The organism is Microvirgula curvata (assembly GCF_054781615.1).
Genome location: NZ_BAAGUB010000028.1, coordinates 118245 through 140161, shown reverse-complemented (window position 1 = coordinate 140161; position 21917 = coordinate 118245). Strand labels below are relative to the sequence as shown.

Annotated in this window: 16 protein-coding genes; 3 read left to right on the top strand and 13 right to left on the bottom strand. The window is 65.6% G+C overall.

The window, feature by feature from the left end; genetic code table 11:
* Positions 1-277: 277 nt before the first annotated feature.
* From ACYVG8_RS11650 to ACYVG8_RS11625, 6 genes are read right to left on the bottom strand one after another with little or no spacing between them, the layout of a single operon-like run.
* Entirely contained in the window at positions 278-1633 is a 1356-nt protein-coding gene (locus ACYVG8_RS11650) for an LLM class flavin-dependent oxidoreductase (protein ID WP_112691994.1), read from the bottom strand.
* Positions 1633-2865, bottom strand: a complete 1233-nt coding sequence (locus tag ACYVG8_RS11645; protein WP_460745859.1) for an SfnB family sulfur acquisition oxidoreductase — start codon at positions 2863-2865, stop codon at positions 1633-1635. Before ACYVG8_RS11645 ends, ACYVG8_RS11650 begins: the two co-directional genes overlap by 1 nt.
* A 16-nt stretch (positions 2866-2881) precedes the next feature.
* On the bottom strand, positions 2882-4135 hold the full coding sequence (locus ACYVG8_RS11640; RefSeq protein ID WP_460745858.1) for an SfnB family sulfur acquisition oxidoreductase: 1254 nt from the start codon (positions 4133-4135) through the stop codon (positions 2882-2884).
* A gap of 60 nt (positions 4136-4195) precedes the next feature.
* A complete protein-coding gene (locus ACYVG8_RS11635; RefSeq protein ID WP_107888925.1) occupies positions 4196-4840 on the bottom strand; it encodes a methionine ABC transporter permease in 645 nt (214 codons plus the stop codon).
* Positions 4833-5957: a methionine ABC transporter ATP-binding protein gene (locus ACYVG8_RS11630; protein WP_281661066.1), complete on the bottom strand. Its 1125-nt coding sequence runs from the start codon at positions 5955-5957 to the stop codon at positions 4833-4835. Before ACYVG8_RS11630 ends, ACYVG8_RS11635 begins: the two co-directional genes overlap by 8 nt.
* Positions 5958-5967: 10 nt before the next feature.
* Positions 5968-6792, bottom strand: a complete 825-nt coding sequence (locus ACYVG8_RS11625) for a MetQ/NlpA family ABC transporter substrate-binding protein (RefSeq protein WP_028498626.1) — start codon at positions 6790-6792, stop codon at positions 5968-5970.
* Positions 6793-7042: 250 nt separating this feature from the next.
* On the opposite strand from ACYVG8_RS11625, the gene metH reads away from it, so the two are divergent.
* Positions 7043-10753 carry a methionine synthase gene (gene metH / locus ACYVG8_RS11620; protein ID WP_112691997.1) on the top strand — a complete coding sequence of 1237 codons (3711 nt, stop codon included), beginning with the start codon at positions 7043-7045 and terminating at the stop codon, positions 10751-10753.
* On the opposite strand, the gene ACYVG8_RS11615 is transcribed toward metH, so the two are convergent.
* Positions 10738-11322 (bottom strand): helix-turn-helix domain-containing protein, encoded by a 585-nt coding sequence (locus ACYVG8_RS11615; RefSeq protein ID WP_036385490.1) that lies wholly within the window; start codon positions 11320-11322, stop codon positions 10738-10740. The genes metH and ACYVG8_RS11615 overlap by 16 nt on opposite strands.
* An 85-nt stretch (positions 11323-11407) precedes the next feature.
* Here ACYVG8_RS11615 and ACYVG8_RS11610 point away from each other — a divergent pair, with 85 nt between their 5' ends.
* Positions 11408-12301 carry a DMT family transporter gene (locus tag ACYVG8_RS11610; RefSeq protein ID WP_112691998.1) on the top strand — a complete coding sequence of 298 codons (894 nt, stop codon included), beginning with the start codon at positions 11408-11410 and terminating at the stop codon, positions 12299-12301.
* A 52-nt stretch (positions 12302-12353) separates the two neighbouring features.
* Entirely contained in the window at positions 12354-13292 is a 939-nt protein-coding gene (locus ACYVG8_RS11605; RefSeq protein WP_460745857.1) for an alpha/beta hydrolase, read from the top strand.
* A 6-nt stretch (positions 13293-13298) separates the two neighbouring features.
* On the opposite strand, the gene ACYVG8_RS11600 is transcribed toward ACYVG8_RS11605, so the two are convergent.
* The 6 genes from ACYVG8_RS11600 to kdpA form a co-directional block, all read right to left on the bottom strand.
* Positions 13299-13787 carry a M48 metallopeptidase family protein gene (locus ACYVG8_RS11600; protein WP_281661063.1) on the bottom strand — a complete coding sequence of 163 codons (489 nt, stop codon included), beginning with the start codon at positions 13785-13787 and terminating at the stop codon, positions 13299-13301.
* Positions 13788-13865: 78 nt separating this feature from the next.
* Positions 13866-14627 (bottom strand): response regulator, encoded by a 762-nt coding sequence (locus ACYVG8_RS11595; protein ID WP_460745856.1) that lies wholly within the window; start codon positions 14625-14627, stop codon positions 13866-13868.
* A complete protein-coding gene (locus ACYVG8_RS11590; protein WP_460745855.1) occupies positions 14624-17293 on the bottom strand; it encodes a DUF4118 domain-containing protein in 2670 nt (889 codons plus the stop codon). Before ACYVG8_RS11590 ends, ACYVG8_RS11595 begins: the two co-directional genes overlap by 4 nt.
* A gap of 48 nt (positions 17294-17341) precedes the next feature.
* Positions 17342-19423 (bottom strand): potassium-transporting ATPase subunit KdpB, encoded by a 2082-nt coding sequence (gene kdpB / locus ACYVG8_RS11585; protein ID WP_112692000.1) that lies wholly within the window; start codon positions 19421-19423, stop codon positions 17342-17344.
* A 15-nt stretch (positions 19424-19438) separates the two neighbouring features.
* Positions 19439-20122: a K(+)-transporting ATPase subunit C gene (kdpC, locus tag ACYVG8_RS11580; protein WP_460745854.1), complete on the bottom strand. Its 684-nt coding sequence runs from the start codon at positions 20120-20122 to the stop codon at positions 19439-19441.
* A gap of 11 nt (positions 20123-20133) precedes the next feature.
* A complete protein-coding gene (gene kdpA / locus ACYVG8_RS11575; RefSeq protein ID WP_460745851.1) occupies positions 20134-21852 on the bottom strand; it encodes a potassium-transporting ATPase subunit KdpA in 1719 nt (572 codons plus the stop codon).
* Positions 21853-21917: the final 65 nt, after the last annotated feature.

Here is a 21917-nt window from a genome sequence, read left to right as displayed (position 1 = left end):
TTTTCTCCGCCACCGGACACGCCCCATACTGAAGCGGGCGATCAGAGCAGGAGGGCTGAACATGTCCGAAACGACCGTTGTCATCCACGTCGATGCCGAGAAGCAGACAATCCCCGCGTTGCGCTGTTGCTGGACAGTTTGATCGCCGAGACCACCCGCCGAAGGAACGCGGGAATTTGTCATTCATCCAGGCTACATACTGATTTTGGCGTCGTTGATACCCAAATACGGGTATTGCGCATCCTGCATACGGCCAGGCGATGGCCTTCTCCTTGACTCACCCCCACCGATACGATGCCCCGACATGCCGCGCCGGCAGCCGGTCGCCGTCACCGAACAGCTTGTGGCGCAGGCTGCCTTCGGCATACGCGGTCTTGAAGCGACCGCGCTGCTGCAGTTCGGGAATCACCAGTTCGATAAAGTCCTCGTAGCTTTCCGGCGTCACCGTCCGCGTCAGGTTGATGCCGTCGATACCGGTTTCCTCCAGCCAGGATTCCAGTTCGTCGGCCACGCTGGCTGCATCGCCGACCAGGGTCGGATAACGGCTGCCGAGGCGGAAGCGTTCCAGCAGCTTGCGTCTGGTCAGCGCACTGGCCTGCGCGGTCTGCGCAGCTGACTCGATGGCGTTGCTGTTGCCGTAGTCGATCGGATCGTCGAGCCCGTAGCGGGCGAAGTCGACCCCGGTGCTGCTGGCGAAGTGGGCCAGCCCGGCCTCGGCACTGGCGTACTGCCAGTACTCGTCGAATTTCTGCTGTGCCTCGTGCGCGGTCCTGCCGACCACCACCGACACCCCGATGAAGATTTTCAGGTCCTCGGCACGGCGGCCGGCACGGACGGCCTGCGCGCGCAGGCTGTCGACCAGCTTGCGCGTCCCCGCCTTGTCGGTCGCGGCGATAAAGATGCCTTCGGCATGGCGGGCGGAGAAGCGCTGGCCGCGGTCGGACGCGCCGGCCTGGAACAGTACCGGCGTGCGTTGCCGCGACGGTTCGGACAGGTGATAGCCATCGAGCCGGTAGAACGGTCCCTCGTGCCGGACGCGATGCACCCGGGCCGGATCGGCATAGATCCGCGCCGCCTTGTCGCGGCGTACCGCGCCGTCCTCCCAGCTGCCCTCCCACAGCTTGTACAGCAGTTCGAGGTAGTCGTCGGCACGCTCGTAGCGCTGGTCGTGTGCATCCATGGCCGGCAGGCCCATCGCCCGTGCGCCGCTGTCCAGATAACCGGTGACGATATTCCAGCCGGCGCGGCCGCCGGTCAGGTGGTCGAGCGTGGACATGCGGCGGGCGAACAGATACGGCGGTTCGTAGCTCAGGTTGGCGGTCACGCCAAAACCCAGGTGCTGCGTCACGGCGGCCATCGCCGGCACCAGCAGCAGCGGATCGTTGACCGGCAGCTGGATCGATTCCTTCAGCGTCAGGTCGACCGACTGCTGGTACACGTCGTAGACACCGATGATGTCGGCGATAAACAGGCCGTCAAACAGCCCGCGCTCCAGCGTGGCCGCCAGCCGGGTCCAGTAGCCCAGCGTATTGAAATCGACCGAGTCATCGCGCGGATGCGTCCACAGCCCGTGATTGATATGCCCCACGCAGTTCATGTTGAACGCGTTGATCAGCAACTGTTTCTTGCTCATTACAGGGCTCCGTGACGCGGCGGACGCGCGCCGTTCAGGTGGAAGTTGCCGACGGCGTGGAATTTCCAGCGCACCGGATCGTGCAGCGTGTGGGTGCGGGCGTTGCGCCAGAAGCGGTCGTAGTTGTGCTCGCCGAAAGTCGCCGCGGTGCCGGACAGCTCGAACAGGCGGTTGCCGGCCTTCAGCGCAATTTCGGTGCTGAGCACGCGCGCCTCGGCCACCGCCACCGACGCTTCGGCCACGCTGTCGTCGCTGGCCTGCGCCTGGGCCGCATCGACGAAGCGGCCGCCGCGCCGCAGCAGTGCCTCGGCCGCATGCAGGCGCACGGCCAGGTCGCCGACCTGGACGATGGCCAGCGGATCGTCACTGGCACGATCGACACCGGCGTCGATCCATGGCCGGGCGAGGGTGCGGACAAAGTCCAGCGTCGCCGCCCATGCGCCGCGCGCCGTGCCGGTATCGATGGCGGCATGCAGCAACTGGGCGAACGGCCCGATCGGCGTCGGCCGGGTGAACGATGCCGAGAACGGCACCACCCAGTCGGCCTCGACCCGCACCTGCTCGAAAGCCACCGAACCGCTGCCGGTCACGCGCTGGCCGATACCGTCCCAGTCGTCGACGATGGACACGCCATCCGCCTCGCGCGGCACGAAGGCCAGGTACTGGGTGTCGTCGTCGGCGACCACCAGGGTCGGAATCCAGTGCGCGTACAGCGCCCCGGTGCAATAGAACTTCCGTCCGTCGACGCGGAAACCGTCACCGTCGGCGATCAGCCGGGTGCGGCGGCGGAAATCCTTGTGGCCGATTTCGGCCAGCGCATTGCCGAAACGGTAGCCGGCCAGCGCCTGCTGGTAGAAAAAGCGCTTCTGCGCCTCACTGCCGCCGACGCGCAGCACTTCCAGCGCGTAGTAATGGTTCTGCGGAATCTGCGCCAGCGAGCCGTCGGCGGCAGACAGGGTGGCCACCACCTCGGCCAGCGTCACGCTGGAGACACCGGCGCCGCCGTATTCGCGCGGCACGGTAATGCCCCACAACCCGCTGCGGGAAAAGCGTTCGAGTTCGTTCCACGGCAGCAGCCGGTCACGGTCGCGATCGGATGCGCCGACGGCAAAAACGCTGGCCAGTTCGATGGCGACCGCCACCGCCTCGGCATCGTCGCGAATCCGTTGCGCGGGTGTCAGCGGGGCCGGAGCCGGCTGCAGCGGCGTCTGGAGGGATGCAGTGTGTGTCATGTCGTGAGCCCTCGCCTTAGTTCCATTGATGACGGGCAGGCAGTGCCCGGTTCAGGTAGTAATTGCCGACCAGGTGGTATTTCCAGCGCACCGGGTCGTGCAGCGTGTGAGTGCGGGCGTTGCGCCAGTGCCGGTCGAGGTTGTGCGTGCTGCGCGACGCGGCCGAGCCGGCCAGCTCGAACAGCTTTTCACTGGCGGCCAGCGCGATTTCGGTGGTCAGGATCTTGGCTTCGGCCACGGCGACCGAGGCGCGGGCGCTGCTGTCGGCCGTCACCGGGCCGGCCGCGATCCGGTCCAGGGTTTCGCCGGCATCGGCCAGCAGCGCCTCGGCCGCATGCAGGTCGATGGTCAGCCGGCCGACGTCATGAATCAGGTGCGGGTCGTCGCTGGCGCGCGCCACACTGGCATCCACCCACGGCCGCGAATGCTCGCGCACGAAGGTCTTGGCATCCTCCAGCGCCGCATGGGCAATGCCGGCGTCGATGGCGGCCTGGATCAGTTGCGACACCGGCCCGGTCAGGCCCGGCCGGTCGGCCAGCTGCCAGGCCTGCAGCACCAGCTCGTCGTCGATGGCCACGCCATCGAACACCACGGTACCGCTGGCGGTGGTGCGCTGGCCGAAGGCCGACCAGTCGTCGATCACGCTGACGCCGGCGCGTTCGCGCGGCACCAGCACCAGAATCGGCCGGTCGTCGTCGTCCAGCGCCCGGGTCGGAATCCAGTGCGCGAACAGCGCCCCGGTCGAATAGGCGCGCGTCCCGCTGAGCCGCAAACCGAGCGGGGTCCGGCTCAGGCGCGTGGTCTGGACCGCGATGGTCCGGGTGCCGCGCTCCGGCCCGGCATTGCCGAACCGCTTGCCGGCCAGCACGTCGGCGTAGATCCGCCGCTTCTGCGCGTCGCTGGCCAGCTCGGCCACCACGGCGAGTACGCCGAACTGGTTCTGCGGGATCTGGCCCAGTGCCGGATCGGCGGCGCACAGGATGCGGAACACCTCGGCCAGCGTCACATGCGACACCGCCGCCCCGCCGTATTCGCGCGGCACGGTGATGCCGCCCAGCCCGCTGGCCGAATAGCGGTCGAGTTCGTCCCACGGCAGCCGGCGGTGACGGTCGCGGTCGGAGGCGCCATCGGCGAAGACGGCGGCCAGCGCGCGGGCGACCTCGATCGCCTCGGCATCGCTGGTGATGCGGTGGACGCCGGCGGGATCCGGCACGGTCGGCAGTCGGGTCGAGACGACGCCGGGAACGGGGGGATGAAGCGGTACGGACATGGGAATTCCTCGGGCGCCACCGTGACGACGGCGCAGGATGTCAGGGAAGGAAAGAAGTCGTTACAGCCGATGATTCAGCCGCCGGGCCCAGAAATCGCCGCTGGCCTGGACCAGGCAGACCAGGGCGACCAGACCGGCCAGCACCGAGAACATCACCTCGCTGTCGAAGCGCTGGTAGCCGTAGCGGATGGCCAGATCGCCGAGTCCGCCGGCGCCGACCGCACCAGCCATAGCCGATGAGCCGATCATCGCCACCAGCGTGATGGTCAGGCCGCTGACGATGCCGGGCAGGGCCTCCGGCAGCAGCACATGGCGGATCACGTGCAGGCGCTTGCCGCCCATCGCCTGCACGGCCTCGATCAGGCCGCGGTCGACCTCGCGCAGACTGACTTCGGCAATGCGGGCGAAGAACGGAATGCCGGCCACCGACAGCGGCACCGCCGCCGCCCACACGCCGATGGTGGTGCCGACCACCAGCCGGGTGAACGGCAGCAGCACCACCAGCAGGATGATGAACGGGACGGAACGGAACACATTGACCACGGTGCCGATCACCCGGTTCAGCCCCCGGGACGGGTACAGGTCGCCGGGGCCGGTGGTCACCAGCACCAGTGCCAGCACGATGCCGAGCACGCCGGACACCAGTGCCGACACCCCGACCATCTGCAGGGTCTGCCAGAAAGCTTCCAGATAGAGTTCAAGCATGATTCAGGTATCCGAGAACGCGCACGCGCTCCGCGCCGAGCCCGAGGCTCGCGGCCAGTGCCGACGCCGGTGAGGACAGGCCGGCCGGGTCCAGCGCCAGCACCAGCCGGCCCAGTGGCCGGCCCTGGATGCGTTCGATCCCGCCGTGCAGCAGCCGGACCCGCCGGCCGAGGGCGGCGGCGACGCGAGCCAGGTCAGGATCGTCGCCGCTGGCGCCATCCAGCCGGACATCGAGCAGCAGATCGTCATCGACGGCGGACGGCGTGGCAGTGATGCGATCGCGCAGGTCATCCGGCAGGTCGTGCGCCAGCGGGCGCAGCAGGGCGTCGGTGGCCTCCGCCTGCGGCGCGCCGAAGACGCGCCACACAGGCCCCAGCTCGACCACCCGGCCTTTTTCCAGCACCGCGACCCGGTCGCACACCTCGCGGATGACTTCCATTTCGTGGGTGATCAGCACCACGGTCAGCCCGAGCCGGCGGTTGATGTCGCGCAGCAGGGCCAGGATCGAGTGGGTGGTTTCCGGATCAAGCGCCGAGGTCGCCTCGTCGCACAGCAGGATGTCCGGGTCGTGGACCAGCGCGCGGGCAATGCCGACCCGCTGTTTCTGCCCGCCGGACAGCGTGGCCGGGTAGGCATCGCGCCTGGCGCTGAGGCCGACCAGTTCCAGCAGGCTGTCGACCCGCGCCGCGATATCGCGCTTCGGCACGCCGGCGATACGCAGCGGCAGGCCGATGTTCTCGGCCACTGTGCCGGACGACAGCAGATTGAAATGCTGGAAGATCATGCCGATGCGCCGACGTGCCTGCGCCAGTGCATCCTCGCCCAGCGTGGCCAGGTCGACGCCATTGACCAGCACCCGGCCGGACGTCGGCCGTTCCAGCTGGTTGATGGTCCGCACCAGCGTCGACTTGCCGGCACCGCTGCGGCCGATGATGCCGAAGATTTCGCCGGCATGAATGGGGAAGTCGATATCGTGCAGCGCGTCGACCGCACCGGCCGGCGTATCGAAGCGGCGGCCGACATGCTCGAACGCCACCCGTGCCGTCGAGGCGGCTTCGGCCTGTGCCGGCTGCAGCAGCGCATGCAGGTCCGGCGGCAGATCGGTCAGCGAAGTCATGACGTCTCCCTTACCAGGCCGGTACGTACAGCTTGCCGAACACCTGATCCAGCGACGCGCGCACGGCCTTCGAGTGCTGGTAGATGTCGATGAACTTGCGGATGCGCGGGTTGTTCGCATCCTTCGGCTGCACCACGAACTGCAGTGCGTACAGCTTGTTGTCGATGCCGTCGAACAGCAGTGCATTGTCCGGATTGCGGCCGGCAAGCTTCAGGAAGATCGGGTAGCCCTGGGCCAGGTCGACATCGTCGAGCGAGCGTGCCAGCTGGGTCGCTTCCAGCGCGATGATTTTCAGCTTCTTCGGATTGCTGACGATGTCCTGCACGCTGGCGTTGTAGCTGACGCCGGGCTTCAGCCGGATCAGGCCGGACTTCTGCAGCATCAGCAGCCCGCGGCCGCCGTTGACCGGGTCGCTGGCAATCGCCACCGTGCCGCCGGTCGGGATCTGGCTGAACGATTTGTACTTGTTCGAGTACAGCCCGATCTGGGTCAGCGTGCCCGGGGCGATGGCGACCAGCCGGTAGCCGCCCTGTTTCTTCGCGTTTTCCAGGAACGGGATGTGCTGGAAGTAGTTGACGTCGATATCCCCATTGGCGAGTGCGGCATTCGGGGTATTCCAGTCGTTGAACTCGACCAGTTCGACCTCCAGCCCCTGTGCTTTGGCCTCGCGCGCTGCAATCCGCAGCGATTCGACCTGCGGCGTCGGCGTCACGCCGAGCCGGATCGGCGCGTCTTTCGCCTGTCCCGCCAGTGGCAGCATCAGGGTCAGCGCCAGTACGGCGCCCAGCCACGTCCGCGTCGGCGCGGCCCGGTTTCCTGCAGTTCTGCTGTTCATGTAGCGACTCCCGCAAAGGCCTGTTCAGGGCCTGGCATCAGGTTGCCCGCCGGGTTTTCCGTCGGGTTCGCTATCGATGAAAGCAAGTTTTTTTATGTTTTTAAATACTGTTAGTCGGCTTGTTAATTTCTTCTGGTTATAAAAAAACCGATGCAAATCGTTATATCGATAAAAGACCGTCGTCCTGAGCGCGCGCGGCGTGCATGGTAGACTCGCCAACCCAGTCTCCGTTGCCGTCAGCCGCCCCGCCATGCCCGATAGATCCGCCCGCCTGTCCGCCCTGCTTGCCGAACGCATCCTGATTCTCGACGGCGGCATGGGCACCATGATCCAGCGCCACCAGCTGGAGGAAGCCGACTATCGCGGCGAGCGCTTTGCCGACTGGCCCAGCGACGTAAAAGGCAACAACGACCTGCTGGTGCTGACGCGCCCGGACGTGATCGGCGGCATTCACCAGGCCTATCTCGATGCCGGCGCCGACATTATCGAGACCAACACCTTCAATGCGACGTCGATCGCCATGGCCGATTACGGCATGGAAGCGCTGGTCCACGAGATGAACCGCAGTGCGGCAGCGCTGGTACGCGGGCTGTGCGATGCCGAAACGGCACGCAATCCGGCCAGACCGCGCTTTGTCGCCGGCGTGCTCGGCCCGACCAACCGCACCTGCAGCATCAGCCCGGACGTCAACGATCCCGGCTACCGCAATGTGAGTTTCGACGAGCTGGTGGTGGCCTACACCGAGGCCATCGATGGCCTGGTAGCCGGCGGCGCCGACCTGCTGCTGGTCGAAACCATCTTCGATACGCTGAATGCCAAGGCGGCGGTGTTCGCCATCCGCCGCTATTTCGACGCCCGCCCGACGCTCGAACGGCTGCCGGTAATGATCTCCGGCACCATTACCGACCAGAGCGGCCGCACACTGACCGGCCAGACCACCGAGGCGTTCTACAACAGCCTGCGCCACGCCAGCCCGCTGAGCATGGGCCTGAACTGTGCGCTGGGCCCGGACCTGCTGCGGCCGTATGTCGAGGAGCTGTCGCGGATCAACGAAAGCTTCGTGTCGGTCCATGCGAACGCCGGTCTGCCGAATGCATTCGGCGGCTACGATCTGGAACCGTCCGACATGGCGACGTCAGTGCGCGAATGGGCCGAGTCCGGACTGATCAATATCGTCGGCGGCTGTTGCGGCACCACCCCGGACCACATTGCCGCCATGGCGCGCGCGGTCGACGGCCTGCCGCCGCGGCAGCGGCCCGTCATCGAGCCGAAATGCCGGCTGTCCGGTCTGGAACCGTTCAATATCGGCGACCGCGACCTGTTCGTGAACGTGGGCGAACGCACCAACGTCACCGGCTCCAGGGCCTTTGCCCGGCTGATCCTGGCCGGCGACTACCCGACGGCGCTCGATGTGGCGCGCCAGCAGGTAGCAAACGGCGCCCAGGTCATCGACATCAATATGGACGAGGGCATGCTTGATGCGCATGCCGCCATGGTCCGCTTCCTGAACCTGATCGCCGCCGAGCCGGACATCGCCCGCGTGCCGATCATGATCGACTCGTCGAAGTGGGACGTGATCGAGGCCGGGCTGAAGTGCATCCAGGGCAAGGGCATCGTCAACTCGATCTCGATGAAGGAAGGCCGCGACAAGTTCGTCGAGCAGGCACGCCTGCTGCGCGCCTATGGCGCAGCGGTCATCGTCATGGCCTTCGACGAGAGCGGTCAGGCCGACACCTATGCGCGCAAGGTCGAGATCTGCGCCGAAAGTTACCGCATCCTGGTCGACGAGGTCGGTTTCCCGGCCGAGGACATCATCTTCGACCCGAACGTGTTCGCCGTTGCCACCGGCATCGAGGAACACGCACGCTACGGTCTCGATTTCATCGAAGCCACAGGCTGGATCAAGCAGAACCTGCCGCATGCCAAGATTTCCGGCGGCGTGTCCAATGTGTCGTTCTCGTTCCGTGGCAACAACAAGGTGCGCGAGGCGATCCACGCCGTGTTCCTGTACCACGCCATCCAGCGCGGCATGACCATGGGCATCGTCAATGCCGGGGCGCTGGAGGTCTACGACGAAGTCGACCCGGCCCTGCGCGAACGCATCGAGGACGTGGTGCTGATGCGCACGCCGAAGGACGGCGGCGACGCGACCGAACACCTGATCACCCTGGCGGAGAAATTCCGGGGCGACGCGAAGGAAGCCAGGGGCGAGGACCTGAGCTGGCGTGAATGGCCGGTCGCCAAACGACTGGAGCACGCGCTGGTCAAGGGCATCACCACCTTTATCGTCGAGGATACCGAACAGGTCCGGCTGACCTGCGAGCGCCCGATCCATGTGATCGAGGGCCCGCTGATGGACGGCATGAACGTGGTCGGCGACCTGTTCGGCGCCGGCAAGATGTTCCTGCCGCAGGTGGTGAAGTCGGCCCGGGTCATGAAGGCCGCAGTCGCCCACCTCGAACCGTTCATCGAAGAAGAAAAGATCCGCATGGGGCTGGCCGACGCGCCGGCCAAGGGCGTGATCATCATGGCCACGGTCAAGGGCGACGTCCACGATATCGGCAAGAACATCGTCGGCGTGGTCCTGCGCTGCAACAACTATCAGGTCATCGACCTTGGCGTGATGGTGCCGTGCCAGAAGATTCTCGACGCCGCCATCGAACACAGGGCCGACATCATCGGCCTGTCCGGCCTGATTACGCCGTCGCTGGAGGAAATGAGCCACGTCGCCAGGGAAATGCAGCGCCAGGGTTTCAGCCTGCCGCTGCTGATCGGCGGCGCGACCACGTCCAAGGTGCATACGGCGGTGAAGATCGCCCCGCACTACGCGCATCCGGTCATCTACGTCGCCGACGCCAGCCGCGCGGTCGGCGTGTGCTCGAACCTGCTGTCGGACACGCTGTGCGAACCGTTCGTGGCCGAAATCGCCGCCGAATACCAGCGCGCCCGCGACGGCCACGCCAACCGCCGCGAAGGCCGGCTGGCCTCGATCGCCGCCGCGCGCGCCAACGATTACAAGCTCGACCTCGCCCACTACACGCCACCGAAGCCGGCCTGGCTCGGCGTGCGCGAATTCCGCCACTATCCGCTGGCGGAGATCGCCGGCCATATCGACTGGACGCCGTTCTTCCAGAGCTGGGAGCTGGCCGGCCGTTATCCGCGCATTCTCAGTGACGAGATCGTCGGTGAATCGGCGCGCGCGCTGTTCGCCGATGCCCAGGCGATGCTGAAGGAGATCATCGCCGGCGACTGGCTGACCGCCAATGCCGTGATCGGCCTGTTCCCGGCCAACCGCGTCGATCACGATGATATCGCGCTGTATCACCCGGACACGGGCGAACGCCTGCTGACCTGGCACGGACTGCGCCAGCAGATGCCGCGCAACGACGTGAAACCGAACTGGTGCCTGTCCGACTTCGTCGCCGACAAGGCCAGCGGCGTCACCGACTATGTCGGCGCGTTTGCCGTGACCGCCGGCCTGGGCATCGACGAGCACGTGCGCCGTTTCGAGGAAGCCGGCGACGACTACTCGGCCATTCTGCTGAAGGCGCTGGCCGACCGCTTTGCCGAAGCGTTCGCCGAGCTGATGCACGAGCGGGTGCGCCGCGAGTTCTGGGGCTATGCCGCCGACGAACAGTTGAGCAATGAAGCGCTGATCGACGAGCAGTACCGCGGCATCCGCCCGGCGCCAGGCTATCCGGCCTGCCCGGACCATACGGTCAAGACCGCGCTGTTCGACCTGCTCGATGCACGCGCCATCGGCATGGACCTGACCGATGGCTATGCAATGACGCCGGCGGCAGCGGTCAGCGGCTTCTATCTGAGTCATCCGGACAGCCAGTATTTCGGCGTCGGCAAGCTCGGGCGTGATCAGGTGGAAAGTTATGCCGCCCGCCGCGGTGTCACGCTGCAGCAGGCCGAACGCGACCTGGCGCCGAACCTCGGCTACGACCCGGAGTAAGGGACCGGCGGGGCAGCGACGATCACGTTCTTGCTGAAACGCACCGTCTCCGTCCCCTCGTTCCGGTAGCTGTAGTCGATGTCGGAATGAAAGGTCAGCGACTGGCCGGCCGCCAGTCGCCAGACCCGCTCGCCCTGCTGCAGCACCAGCTCGCCATCGGTCACCCAGACCATTTCGTGGCTGCCCGGCGCATCGGCCTCGGCGTCGTAGCGATCGCCCGGCGCCACCCGCCAGACCCACAGTTCGACCGTCTGCCCGTTGTGGGTCAGGCTCTCCATCAGGATGCCCTTGCTGTCAGGCAGGGCGCCCTGCCAGACCTGCAGCGGCGCGGCCCGTGGCGGACCCTCGCCGTCCGCCGGCCGCACCAGCTCGGCAAAGCTCAGGCCGAGTGCGGCCGCCAGCCGGTCCAGCGTTGCCAGGCTGACATTGCTGTCGCCGGTCTCGATGCCGACCAGCATGCGCCGGCTGACGCTGGCGGCACCAGCCAGCCGCTCCTGGCTCCAGCCGCGCAGACGGCGGGCATGGCGAACATTGCGGGACACATTGGCAAGCACGGAGTCGGTATTCATCGGCCGGATTGTGCAATATATTGCGCCGCAGAACAAATGCGCAGTATATTGCCCAGTCCTGTTGTCAGACAAACGCCCACTATCGATGACCGCCTCCAGCCCGGCCGCTCCGCTGGCCCCGCCCCGCTCCCTGCTGCCCGATGCCACCCTGGTCGGCATCACCCTGCTGTGGGGCGGCACCTTCCTGACCGTGCAGACCGCACTGCAATGGTCCGGCCCGTTCGGTTTTGTTGCCCTGCGCTTCGGTGTCGCCGGGCTGGTGGCGCTGCTGCTGTCATGGCGGCTGCTCGGCGGGCTGACCCGCATCGAGCTGCGTTCCGGCATCCTGATCGGCAGCGTGCTGTTCCTCAGCTACAGCCTGCAGACCTCGGGGCTGAGCAGCATCACCAGCAGCAAATCCGCCTTTCTGACCGCGCTGTATGTGCCATTGGTGCCGCTGATGCAATGGCTGCTGTTCAAGCGCTATCCGAGCCGCTGGTCCTGGGCCGGCATCGTCATCGCCTTCACCGGTCTGGCGCTGCTGTCCGATCCGAGCGGGCTCGATTTCGGTTTCGGACCGGGCGAATGGCTGACCCTGGCTGGCGCCGCCGTCATCGCGTTCGAGATCTGCCTGATCAGCCGTTATGCGAACGCCTGCGAACCGCGCCGGGTGGCGACGGTGCAGCTGCTGGTGGTGTCGCTGCTGGCGACCACCGGCATGCTGGTGTCCGGCGAACCGCTGCCGCAGCCGCATCCGGGCCTGATTGCCTGCGTCGCCGGCATCGGGCTGGCCACCGCGCTGATCCAGGTAGCAATGAACTGGGCGCAGAAGACCGTGCCGGCCACCCGCGCCACCATCATCTATGCAATGGAACCGGTCTGGGCCGGCTGGATCGGCTGGCTGGCCGGCGAGACGCTGACACCGCTGGTGATCACCGGGGCGGCACTGGTGGTGGTCAGCGTGCTGATCAGCCAGTGGGGCGAGCGGCAGGCCCAGTGAACGGGATCCGGGCTATAGTCAGGATTATTCCATCCGACTAACGGAAACCGCCATGCATGCAGTCAGCCCCAAACTCGTCCCGTGGCTTGCCGATCTGAACCAGCGCAACGCCGCGCTGATCGCCAATGGCTATCTGCCGACCGCAATCAGCGCGCGTGAAGGACTGGCCGGGATGACCTTCCTGCAGGTCCAGCCCGGCCCGCCGCTGGCCTGGGTCAATGACGAGCTGATTCCCGGTCCGGGCTACACCGTGCCGGTGCGCATCTATCACCCGGCACCGACCGAGGAACGCGCCGTGATCGTGTTCCTGCATGGCGGCGGCCATATGGCCGGTGGTGTCAGCGTCTACGATCCGGTCTGCCGCCGGCTGGCCGCCGCAACCGGCCAGGTGGTGGTCTCGGCCGAGTACCGGCTCGCGCCGGAAAACCCGTACCCGGCCGGCCTGAACGACGGCCACACCGTGGCGCGTGGCGTCTGGGCGGCACTGGAACGGCGCCAGCTGCCGTACCGGCACGAGCTGACCCTGATCGGCGACTCGGGCGGCGGCGCGCTGTGCGCCAGCATCAGCACACTGGCGCAGTTCGATCCGGCACTGCACATCAGCAATCAGGTACTGATCTATCCGAGCCTGGACTACACGCTGAGCCTGCCGTCGATACAGGAAAATGCCGAGGGATACCTGCTGCACAGCAGCCGGGTCAGCTGGTATTTCGACAACTATTTCCAGCACAGCGAGAACCGCCGCGACGCCTCGCCACTGCACGCGCCATTTATCGAGCGCCTGCCGCGCACGCTGATCGTCAGCGCCGGCTTCGACCCGCTGCGCGACGAAGCCATCGCCTACCAGGCGCGGCTGCAACAGGCCGGCATTGTCTGCGAACGGCTGCACTTCGACGACATGGTGCATGCGTTCCTGAACCTGGAGAACCTGGTCGCCGATGAATGCGCCGCCGTCTACCGGCGCATTGCCGGCTTCCTGCAGGGCGACTGAGCCCGCTCAGCCCTCGCGCACGGTCAGCCACACCCGCATGTCGAATTCCAGCTGGTGGTAGTCAGGCTCCATATGGCAGCACAGCTGGTAGAAGGCCTTGTTGTGGTCCTTCTCCTTCATGTGCGCCAGCTCGTGCACGACAATCATCTGCAGAAAGGCCGCCGGCGCATCACGGAACAGCGCGGCAATGCGGATTTCGTGCTTGGCCTTCAGCTTGCCACCCTGGGTGCGCGACACGAAGGTATGGGTGCCCAGCGTGCCGCGCATCGGGTGCTGCTGGCTGTCGAACTGGACCCGGGACAGCAGCGGCGCATTGCGCATATGGCGCTGGCGCAGCGCATCGACGTACTGGTACAGCGCCTTGTCGGTCTGCACCGCGTGCCGGTCGGGGTGACGCTGCTCGACCCAGGCGCGCAGCTTGCCGCCATCACGCAGGTCGCGCACGCGCTCAAGCAGGGCCGGTGCATAGCCGGCCAGGTAGGGAAGATCGGACATGGCGCGGATTGTACGGGCCGGTGACCGGTGTGTCTTGAGCATGCGCAGGCAAGGACCCGCCCGGCGCGGAGCCCGTGCTTACGGCGGAAGTCCGGGGGGCCATGGACTGGAGCCGGGGGCGTTCGCCGGGATTTCGCCTTCGATCGTCATGCCGGACAGCCGGTAGCCGACCTGCAGTTCGGTAAGCAGGAATTCTGGCTGGGAGAGATCGTTTTCAAGCTTTTGCCGCAGCTGCATCATGTAAACGCGGAGGTAGTGGGGACGGTTGGTATACGGCGCGCCCCAGGTGTCGCGCAGAAGCTGCTTGTGGGTCAGCACTTTGCCATGCCCGCGTATCAGCGACGTCAGCAAGCGGAACTCGATGGGCGTCAGATGCACCGGTTTGCCATCGCGAATCACTTCATGGGTGGCGAGATCGACCGCGACATTGCCGAACCGGATGCGCGACGAGGCCACATCGGTATTGGACACGACCTGCGAACGGCGCAACAGCGCGCGAATCCGCGCGACCAGCTCCGGCACGCCAAACGGTTTGACAAGATAGTCGTCCGCACCGGCATTGAGCGCCTCTACCTTTTCGTCTTCGCGCTCCCGGGCCGAAAGCACGAGGATGGGAGAAAAAACCCAGTTCCTCAACTCGCGGATCAGGTCCTTTCCGTCCCCGTCCGGAAGACCAAGGTCCACGATGATCAGATCGGGCCTGCGCGTCACGGCGTCCATCCGGGCCTGCGCCCCCGAGGGCACCTCGAAAACGCTCATTCCCTCCTGCTCCAGCGCAATCCGGACAAAGCGCCGGATATTCGCTTCGTCCTCGACAATCAGTATCTTCGGCTTGCTCATGCATTGACCTCATCGCTGTCGACCGCGGGCGGAATGCGCAACGGCAGGCGGATTTCGAAAGTGACGCCATGCGGCTTGCGCGGCTTTGCGCTGATGCTGCCCCCATGCGCAGCGATGATCGTGCGGCACAGCCCAAGGCCCAGGCCGACGCCGGCGATGGAAGACTCTTTCTGCCCGCGGGTAAAAGACTCGAACAGCCGCTCGGGATCACCGGCCGGCAGTCCGGGGCCATCGTCGGAGACCAGCAGGTACATCGAGTCGCCGGAATACAGGCCCCGGATCCTGATCGTGCTGTCTGGCGGCGTGTACTTTGCGGCATTGTCCAGAAGGTTGGCGAGCACGCGCTCCATGAGTACGGCATCGAGCTCCACCAGCGGCAGGTCGGGCGGCAGGTCGGTCACCAGCGTCCGGGGCTGCAGCGCCGTGGTGCATCGTGCCAGCGCACAGCCCACGATCTCGCTGAGCGCATGCCATTCCCTGTGCAGTCTGACCCCTTCGCTCTGTATGCGCGCAAGATCCAGCAGATTGGAGACCAGCCGTCGCAACTCGTCCGACTCGATGCGGATGGATCTGGCGATGTCCGTTCGTTCGGACTCCGCCAGTCCCCCCGGATGTTCCAGGGTCTCGGCCAGCCCGCGAATCGCGGTGAGGGGGGTCTTGAGGTCATGTGAAACGGCGGACAGCAGCGTGTTTCGCATCTTCTCGCCCTCCATGCGGACGATGGTGTCCTGGGCAATGTCAACGAAGTGGATGCGCTCCAGCGCCTGGGCGATGGCAAAACAGCAGGCATCCAGCAGCCGCCTGCTGTCGGGCGTGCCCGACAACAGCGTGTCACCGGGTTCCACGGCGAGCACGCCCCGCGGCGCCATCGGCCCTTCCAGCGGCAGATACAGCGCCAGTGCGCCATTCAGTGTCTGCGTACCGTGTCCGGCCTCCTCGGCGTGATCGAATGCCCACTGGGCGACCGACAGCTCGACGAAGTCCGCATGACGGGTCGCGACGAGCTGGCCGTCGCTGTCGGGCAGGATCAGGACCACCTGCGTCCCGAAAAGCGGCTCGACCGTCTCCCGGCAAACCTCCACGACCTGCTCGACCGCGATGGCGCCGGCAAGGTCACGCGTCACGCGCACCAGTGCCGAAGCGCGCCGTTCGCCTTCCCGCGCCCCCTTCGCCTCCCGCTGCAGCCTGGCAGCAAGCTGGCCGATGATGATCGCCACCGCCAGCATCAGTCCGAGAGTGAATACGTACTGCGTGTCGGTAACGGCAAAAGAGAAGCGGGGCTCGACAAAGAAGAAGTCGAAAAATGCGACCGACAGCAGGGAGACCCATACCCCGGCAAGACGCCCCAGCCGCAGGGAGGTGAACACCACCGTGATCAGAAACAGCATGACCACGTTCGAGAGATCGAAAAACCGCAGCAGCTGACTGGCGACCGCCACGATCAGGATGCAGGCCAGCGTCGCAATCGACAGCGCCTTGACATGCCCTGCCGGCTTTTCCAGCTCCCAGCGCCGGATCGGCCGCTGCGCCGCGTCGATGCGCAGCAGGACCAGGCCCATCTCGGGGTTGGTTCGGGCGATGCGTTCCGCCAGCCGCGACTGAAACGGCAGGAAAGACCGTGCCGCCGTATTGCCCATGATGAGCTTGGTCGCGTTGCGCTGTCTGGCGTAGCTCAGGATCGCATGCGCCACATCCTGTCCCGCGATATTCACGAAATCGGCGCCGGCATGCTGCGCACAGGCTGCCAGACGCAGCAGTGCGGCCTGTGCCTTGGGGTCGCCGCTCTCATGGGGCGGGTCCACATGCAGAACGACCCATTGGGTCTGAAGCTGCTGGGCAAGCCTTGCCCCTTCCCGGATCAGCGCTTCCTGGGCGCTGTCGGCGCTCACGCACACCATCAGCAGTTCCCGGGTAGGCCAGACTGTGCGGATCGCATGCGAGATCCGGTACACCCGGACATCCGCGTTGACCCGGTCCGCCACTCGGCGCAGGGCAAGCTCGCGCAGGGCAATCAGATTGCCGCGACGGAAAAAATGCTGACGCGCCTGCATGGCGGAGGGCGGCAGATACACCTTTCCGGCACTCAGGCGCGCCAGGAGGTCGTCCGGGGGAAGATCGACCAGCACCACGTCTGCGGCGCGGTCGAAAATCCGGTCGGGCACGGTTTCCCGGACCCGTATGCCCACGATCCCGCCGACAACGTCGTTCAGGCTGTCGAGGTGCTGCACGTTCAAGGCCGTGTAGACGTCAATGCCCGCGTCCAGCAGCTCCTCGACATCCTGCCAGCGTTTGGCGTGGCGACTGCCGGCCAGGTTGGAGTGGGCGAGTTCGTCGACCACCAGCAACTGATAGCCGGCCGTCAGCGCACCGTCCAGATCGAATTCCGTCGCCAGCCGGCCATTCGTCTGAATCTCCCGCCGCGGCAGCATGGGGAGGCCTTGCGTGAGTGCCAGCGTCTCCTCCCGCCCGTGCGTCTCAACGATGCCGATCGCCACCGCCGTGCCTTCGGCCCGGAGCTGGTGCGCAGCCTGGAGCATGGCGTATGTCTTGCCCACCCCCGCGCAGGCGCCGAAGAAGATCTTCAGCTGGCCTCGACGAGGACGGTGCGGGTCGTCGCCAATGACCTGCAGGAGTGCGTCGGGGTCCGGGCGGTCCTCGGTCATCATCTATTCCGTTTTCCTTTCCGCAGGGTTCATGCCGCTATCGCACCGGGATCAGAAGAAGGGCGTCAGCATGAGGTCGATCAGCTTGATGCCGATAAACGGCGCAATCAGTCCGCCCAGGCCATAGATGAGCAGGTTCCGCGTCAGCAGGCGGCTTGCCGGCTCCGCCCGGTACTTCACGCCACGCAGGGCGAGGGGAATCAGCACGACGATGATCAGGGCATTGAAGATCACCGCGGACAGGATCGCCGAGCCCGGGCTGTGCAGATGCATGATGTTCAACGCCCCCAGCGCCGGATAGGTGGCGACAAACGCGGCAGGGATGATGGCAAAGTACTTGGCGAGATCGTTGGCGACACTGAAGGTCGTCAGCGCACCGCGTGTCATGATCATTTGCTTGCCGACTTCGACGACACGCAGCAGCTTGGTAGGATTGCTGTCGAGGTCCACCATGTTGCCGGCTTCCTTGGCAGCCTGGGTGCCGCTGTTCATGGCGACGGCGACATCCGCTTGCGCCAGCGCTGGCGCATCATTGGTACCGTCACCCGTCATGGCGACCAGCCGGCCTTCCTCCTGGTACTTGCGGATCAGCCGCAGCTTGTCCTCGGGTGTGGCCTCCGCCAGGTAGTCGTCGACCCCTGCCTCGGCGGCAATGGCCGCCGCGGTGAGCTTGTTGTCACCCGTGATCATCACCGTCCTGATGCCCATGGCACGCAGCTCGGCGAAGCGCTCCTTGATGCCGCCCTTGACGATGTCCTTCAGTTCAACGATGCCCAGCACCTTGCTGCCGTCCGAGACGACCAGGGGGGTGCTGCCACGTCTGGCAACCTCATCGACAAGCTTGGCGAGCTCCGGCGGGAAGATGCCGCCCAGCGATTCGACATGAGTGCGGATCGCGCTCGCCGCTCCCTTGCGGATCTGGTGATCGTCGATATTGATGCCGCTCATGCGGGTATGGGCGCTGAAGGCAATCGTTTCCGCCCCCTGCACTTCACGGCCGCGCAGATTGAATTTCTGCTTGGCCAGGATAACGATGGAGCGGCCCTCAGGCGTCTCGTCGGCCAGTGAGGCAAGCTGTGCGGCATCGGCCAGCGCCTGTTCGGTCACGCCGGGCGCCGGGATAAAGGCCGAGGCCTCGCGATTGCCGAGCGTGATGGTGCCCGTCTTGTCGAGCAGCAGCACGTCGACGTCACCAGCCGCCTCGATCGCGCGGCCGGACGTGGCGAGCACGTTCGCCTTCATCATGCGGCTCATGCCGGCGACACCGACCGCCGACAGCAGGGCGCCGATGGTGGTCGGAATGAGGCAGATGAGCAAGGCGATCAGCACCGTGATGGTCACCGGAGACCCCGCGCCGTTGACGATCGCGCCGAAGCTGGAAAACGGCAGGAGCGTCACGCAGACCAGCAGAAAGATCAGGGTCAGGGCGACAAGCAGGATGTTGAGCGCGATCTCGTTGGGCGTCTTGCCCCGCTTGGCGCCTTCGACCATGGCGATCATGCGGTCGAGGAAGGCTTCGCCCGGTCTGGCCGTGACCCGCATGACGATCCAGTCGGACAGCACGCGGGTGCCGCCCGTGACCGAGCAGAAATCGCCGCCGGACTCGCGAATGACCGGCGCCGATTCGCCAGTGATCGCCGACTCGTCGACCGATGCCGCCCCCTGCAGCACTTCACCGTCGGCGGGGATGATCTCGCCCGCCTCGACGCGCACAAAGGCGCCAACGGCCAGTTCATCACTGGGTACCGGCCAGGACTGGCTGTCGCGCCGGGGCTCCTTGAGCACCTGGGCGACCACCCGCTTGCGGGTGGAACGCAATGCGTCGGCCTGGGCTTTGCCGCGCCCTTCGGCCAGCGCTTCGGCGGCGTTGGCGAACAGCACCGTAAACCAGAGCCAGGCGGCGATGGCGAAGATGAACCCCGCCGGCGCCTCCCCGTCGCCGCCCAGCGCCTGAATGCCGAGCAGCGTGGTCACGATGCTGCCGAGATAGACGACAAACATCACCGGGTTTCTGAGCTGCACGCGCGGCGACAGCTTGCAGAACGCCTCGCCGATCACCGCAACCCGGGAGACGGGCCTGAAAGTGCTGCCCGTGAATTCGCCTTGCGGCAAGCTTGTATCTGTGGAGGACATGCTGACACCCCTGTCTTATTGCGCGGCGGGCCGGGCCGGAGCGGCCGCGTCGAGCGCGAGGTTGAGTTCCAGGACATTGACGCGCGGATCGCCAAGCAGACCGAGCTGGCGCGCATGGGTATGCTGATCCACGAGTCGAAGGACCTGCCCGATCGGGAGGCCACGCGCCCTGGCGACGCGCGGCGCCTGCAGCCGCGCATTGGCGACCGAGACGTGGGGATCGAGACCGGAAGCCGAGGCCGTTACGGCATCGACCGGAACGGCAACGTCAGTCGCCAGTCCATTCACTGCCCGGTAGGTCCTGGTGCGCTCGTCAACGGCCGCGAGCAGCTTCTTGCTGATCGCCCCCTGGTTGCTCGCGCCACTCGCTGCGGCGTTGTAGGGCTGGTCGATGGTTCTGGACGGATCGGCCGGGTCGGCGCCCACCGTCGCACTCGGCCGGCTGTGGAAGTACTCCATCCTGGTGAAATGCTGGCCGATCTGGCGCGACCCCACCACCTTGCCGTCATTCACGATCAGGCTGCCTTGCGCCTGGTCGGGAAACAGAAGGTTGGCGACCCCGGTCGTGGCCAGCGGATAGCCGATGCCGGTCAGCAGCATGAAGAACACGGCAGAGACGATCACCGGCCGGGCGATGCCCTTGAACGGCGGCAGCAACGCCGGATTCGTTGTTTTGACGATGGTTTTTGCGTTATGCATGGGATCAGTCCTCAGAATGTCGCGCCAGAGAGCATCATCAGGTGCTCGACGATAGGACCGAGGGCGAGCGCTGGCAGGAAGGTCAGCCCGCCGACGACGATGACAATGAACACCAGCAGGCCGGCGAACAGCGGCGTCGCCGTCGAAAGCGTGCCGGGACCTTCGGGAACGGCTTTCCTGGCAGCGATCACGCCTGCCACGGCAAGCATCGGCAGCAGGGTCAGATAGCGGCCCGCCAGCATGGCAAGACCGATCGTCGTATTGAAGAACGGCGTATTGGCATTGAGGCCGGCAAAGGCGGAACCGTTGTTGGCCGTGCCCGAGGTGTAGGCGTAAAGCACTTCGCTGAAGCCGTGCGGCCCCATATTGGAGAGGCTGTCCAGCGTGGACGGCATGAGGCAGGCGATCGCGGTGAAGCCCAGAATGCTGAGCGGGTGCGCGAGAATGGCCAGCATCACGTACTTCATCTCCCGCGCTTCGATTTTCTTGCCGAGAAACTCGGGCGTGCGCCCGATCATCATGCCCACCAGAAAGACCGTCAGGATCGCGTAGGTGATGAGATTGATGAAGCCCACCCCGATACCACCGAACACGTTGTTCAACATCATCTGGGCAATCGGAACCAGGCCTCCCAGCGGCGTCAGCGAAGAGTGCATCGAATTCACCGAACCGGTCGTGGCCGCCGTGGTGACGGTGGCGAACATGCTGGTCTGGGCAATGCCGAAACGCACTTCCTTGCCTTCCATATTGCCGCCACCCGATGTCGCACTCTGGGTCTGATCGACCCCCATCGGTGTCAGCAGCGGATTGCCTGCCTGCTCAGCGCTGTAGATCAGGGTCAGAAATCCGAGGAACATCACCAGGAAAGCGGCGAAAAAGGTCCACCCCTGGCGCCGGCGCAGAATCATCGAGCCAAAGGCATAGGTCAGCGCCGACGGAATCAGCAGCATGCTGAGCATGTGCAGGGTATTGGTCAGCGGCGTCGGGTTCTCGAACGGATGCGCGGCATTCATGCCGAAGAAGCCACCGCCATTGGTGCCGATATGCTTGATGGTCTCGAAGCTGGCTACCGGGCCCAGAATGATCTGCTGCCTGACGCCCTCCAGCGTGGTCGCGACCGCATCGGCGCTCAGCGTCTGCGGCATGCCCTGCCACACATAGACCAGCGCCATCACGAAACTGGCTGGCAGCAGCAGCCGATAGAGCGAACGGGTGAAGTCGACCCAGTAGTTGCCGATATCCGTCGTGCTCTTGCGGCTGAGGCCGCGCATGAACCCGCCCGCCGCGGCCAGGCCGGTGGTGGCGCTGATCGACATCAGGAACGTAATGGCGGCCATCTGCGAAAAGTTCGAGAGACTCGATTCACCCGAATAGGCCTGCCAGTTGGTATTGGTCGTGAAGGAGGCTGCCGTGTTGAAGGCCAGATCCGGTGTCTGCGCGGCTCGTGCAAGCAGGTCGCCGGGCAGGAAATCCTGCACGCGCAAAATGAGATAACCCAGCAACATCATTGCCGCGTTGCTGAGCACCAGAACCATGCCATAGCGCTTCCAGGACATTTTCTCTTCCGGGTTCACTCCGAGCAGCCGGTAGGTCCCCCGTTCGAGAATATTGTGTGCCGGACTGGTGAAAAGATGCGTTATCCATTTCCCGAGCACCACGACCAGGCCGGTCATGATCGCAAGGATAACGACGAATTGAGTAATATCGCCAACCATGCTGGTACCCATCATATTTTTTCAAGGCTGATAATGAAACCGGCAACGAATGCGAAAAACACAAGCGTCACGGCCACGAA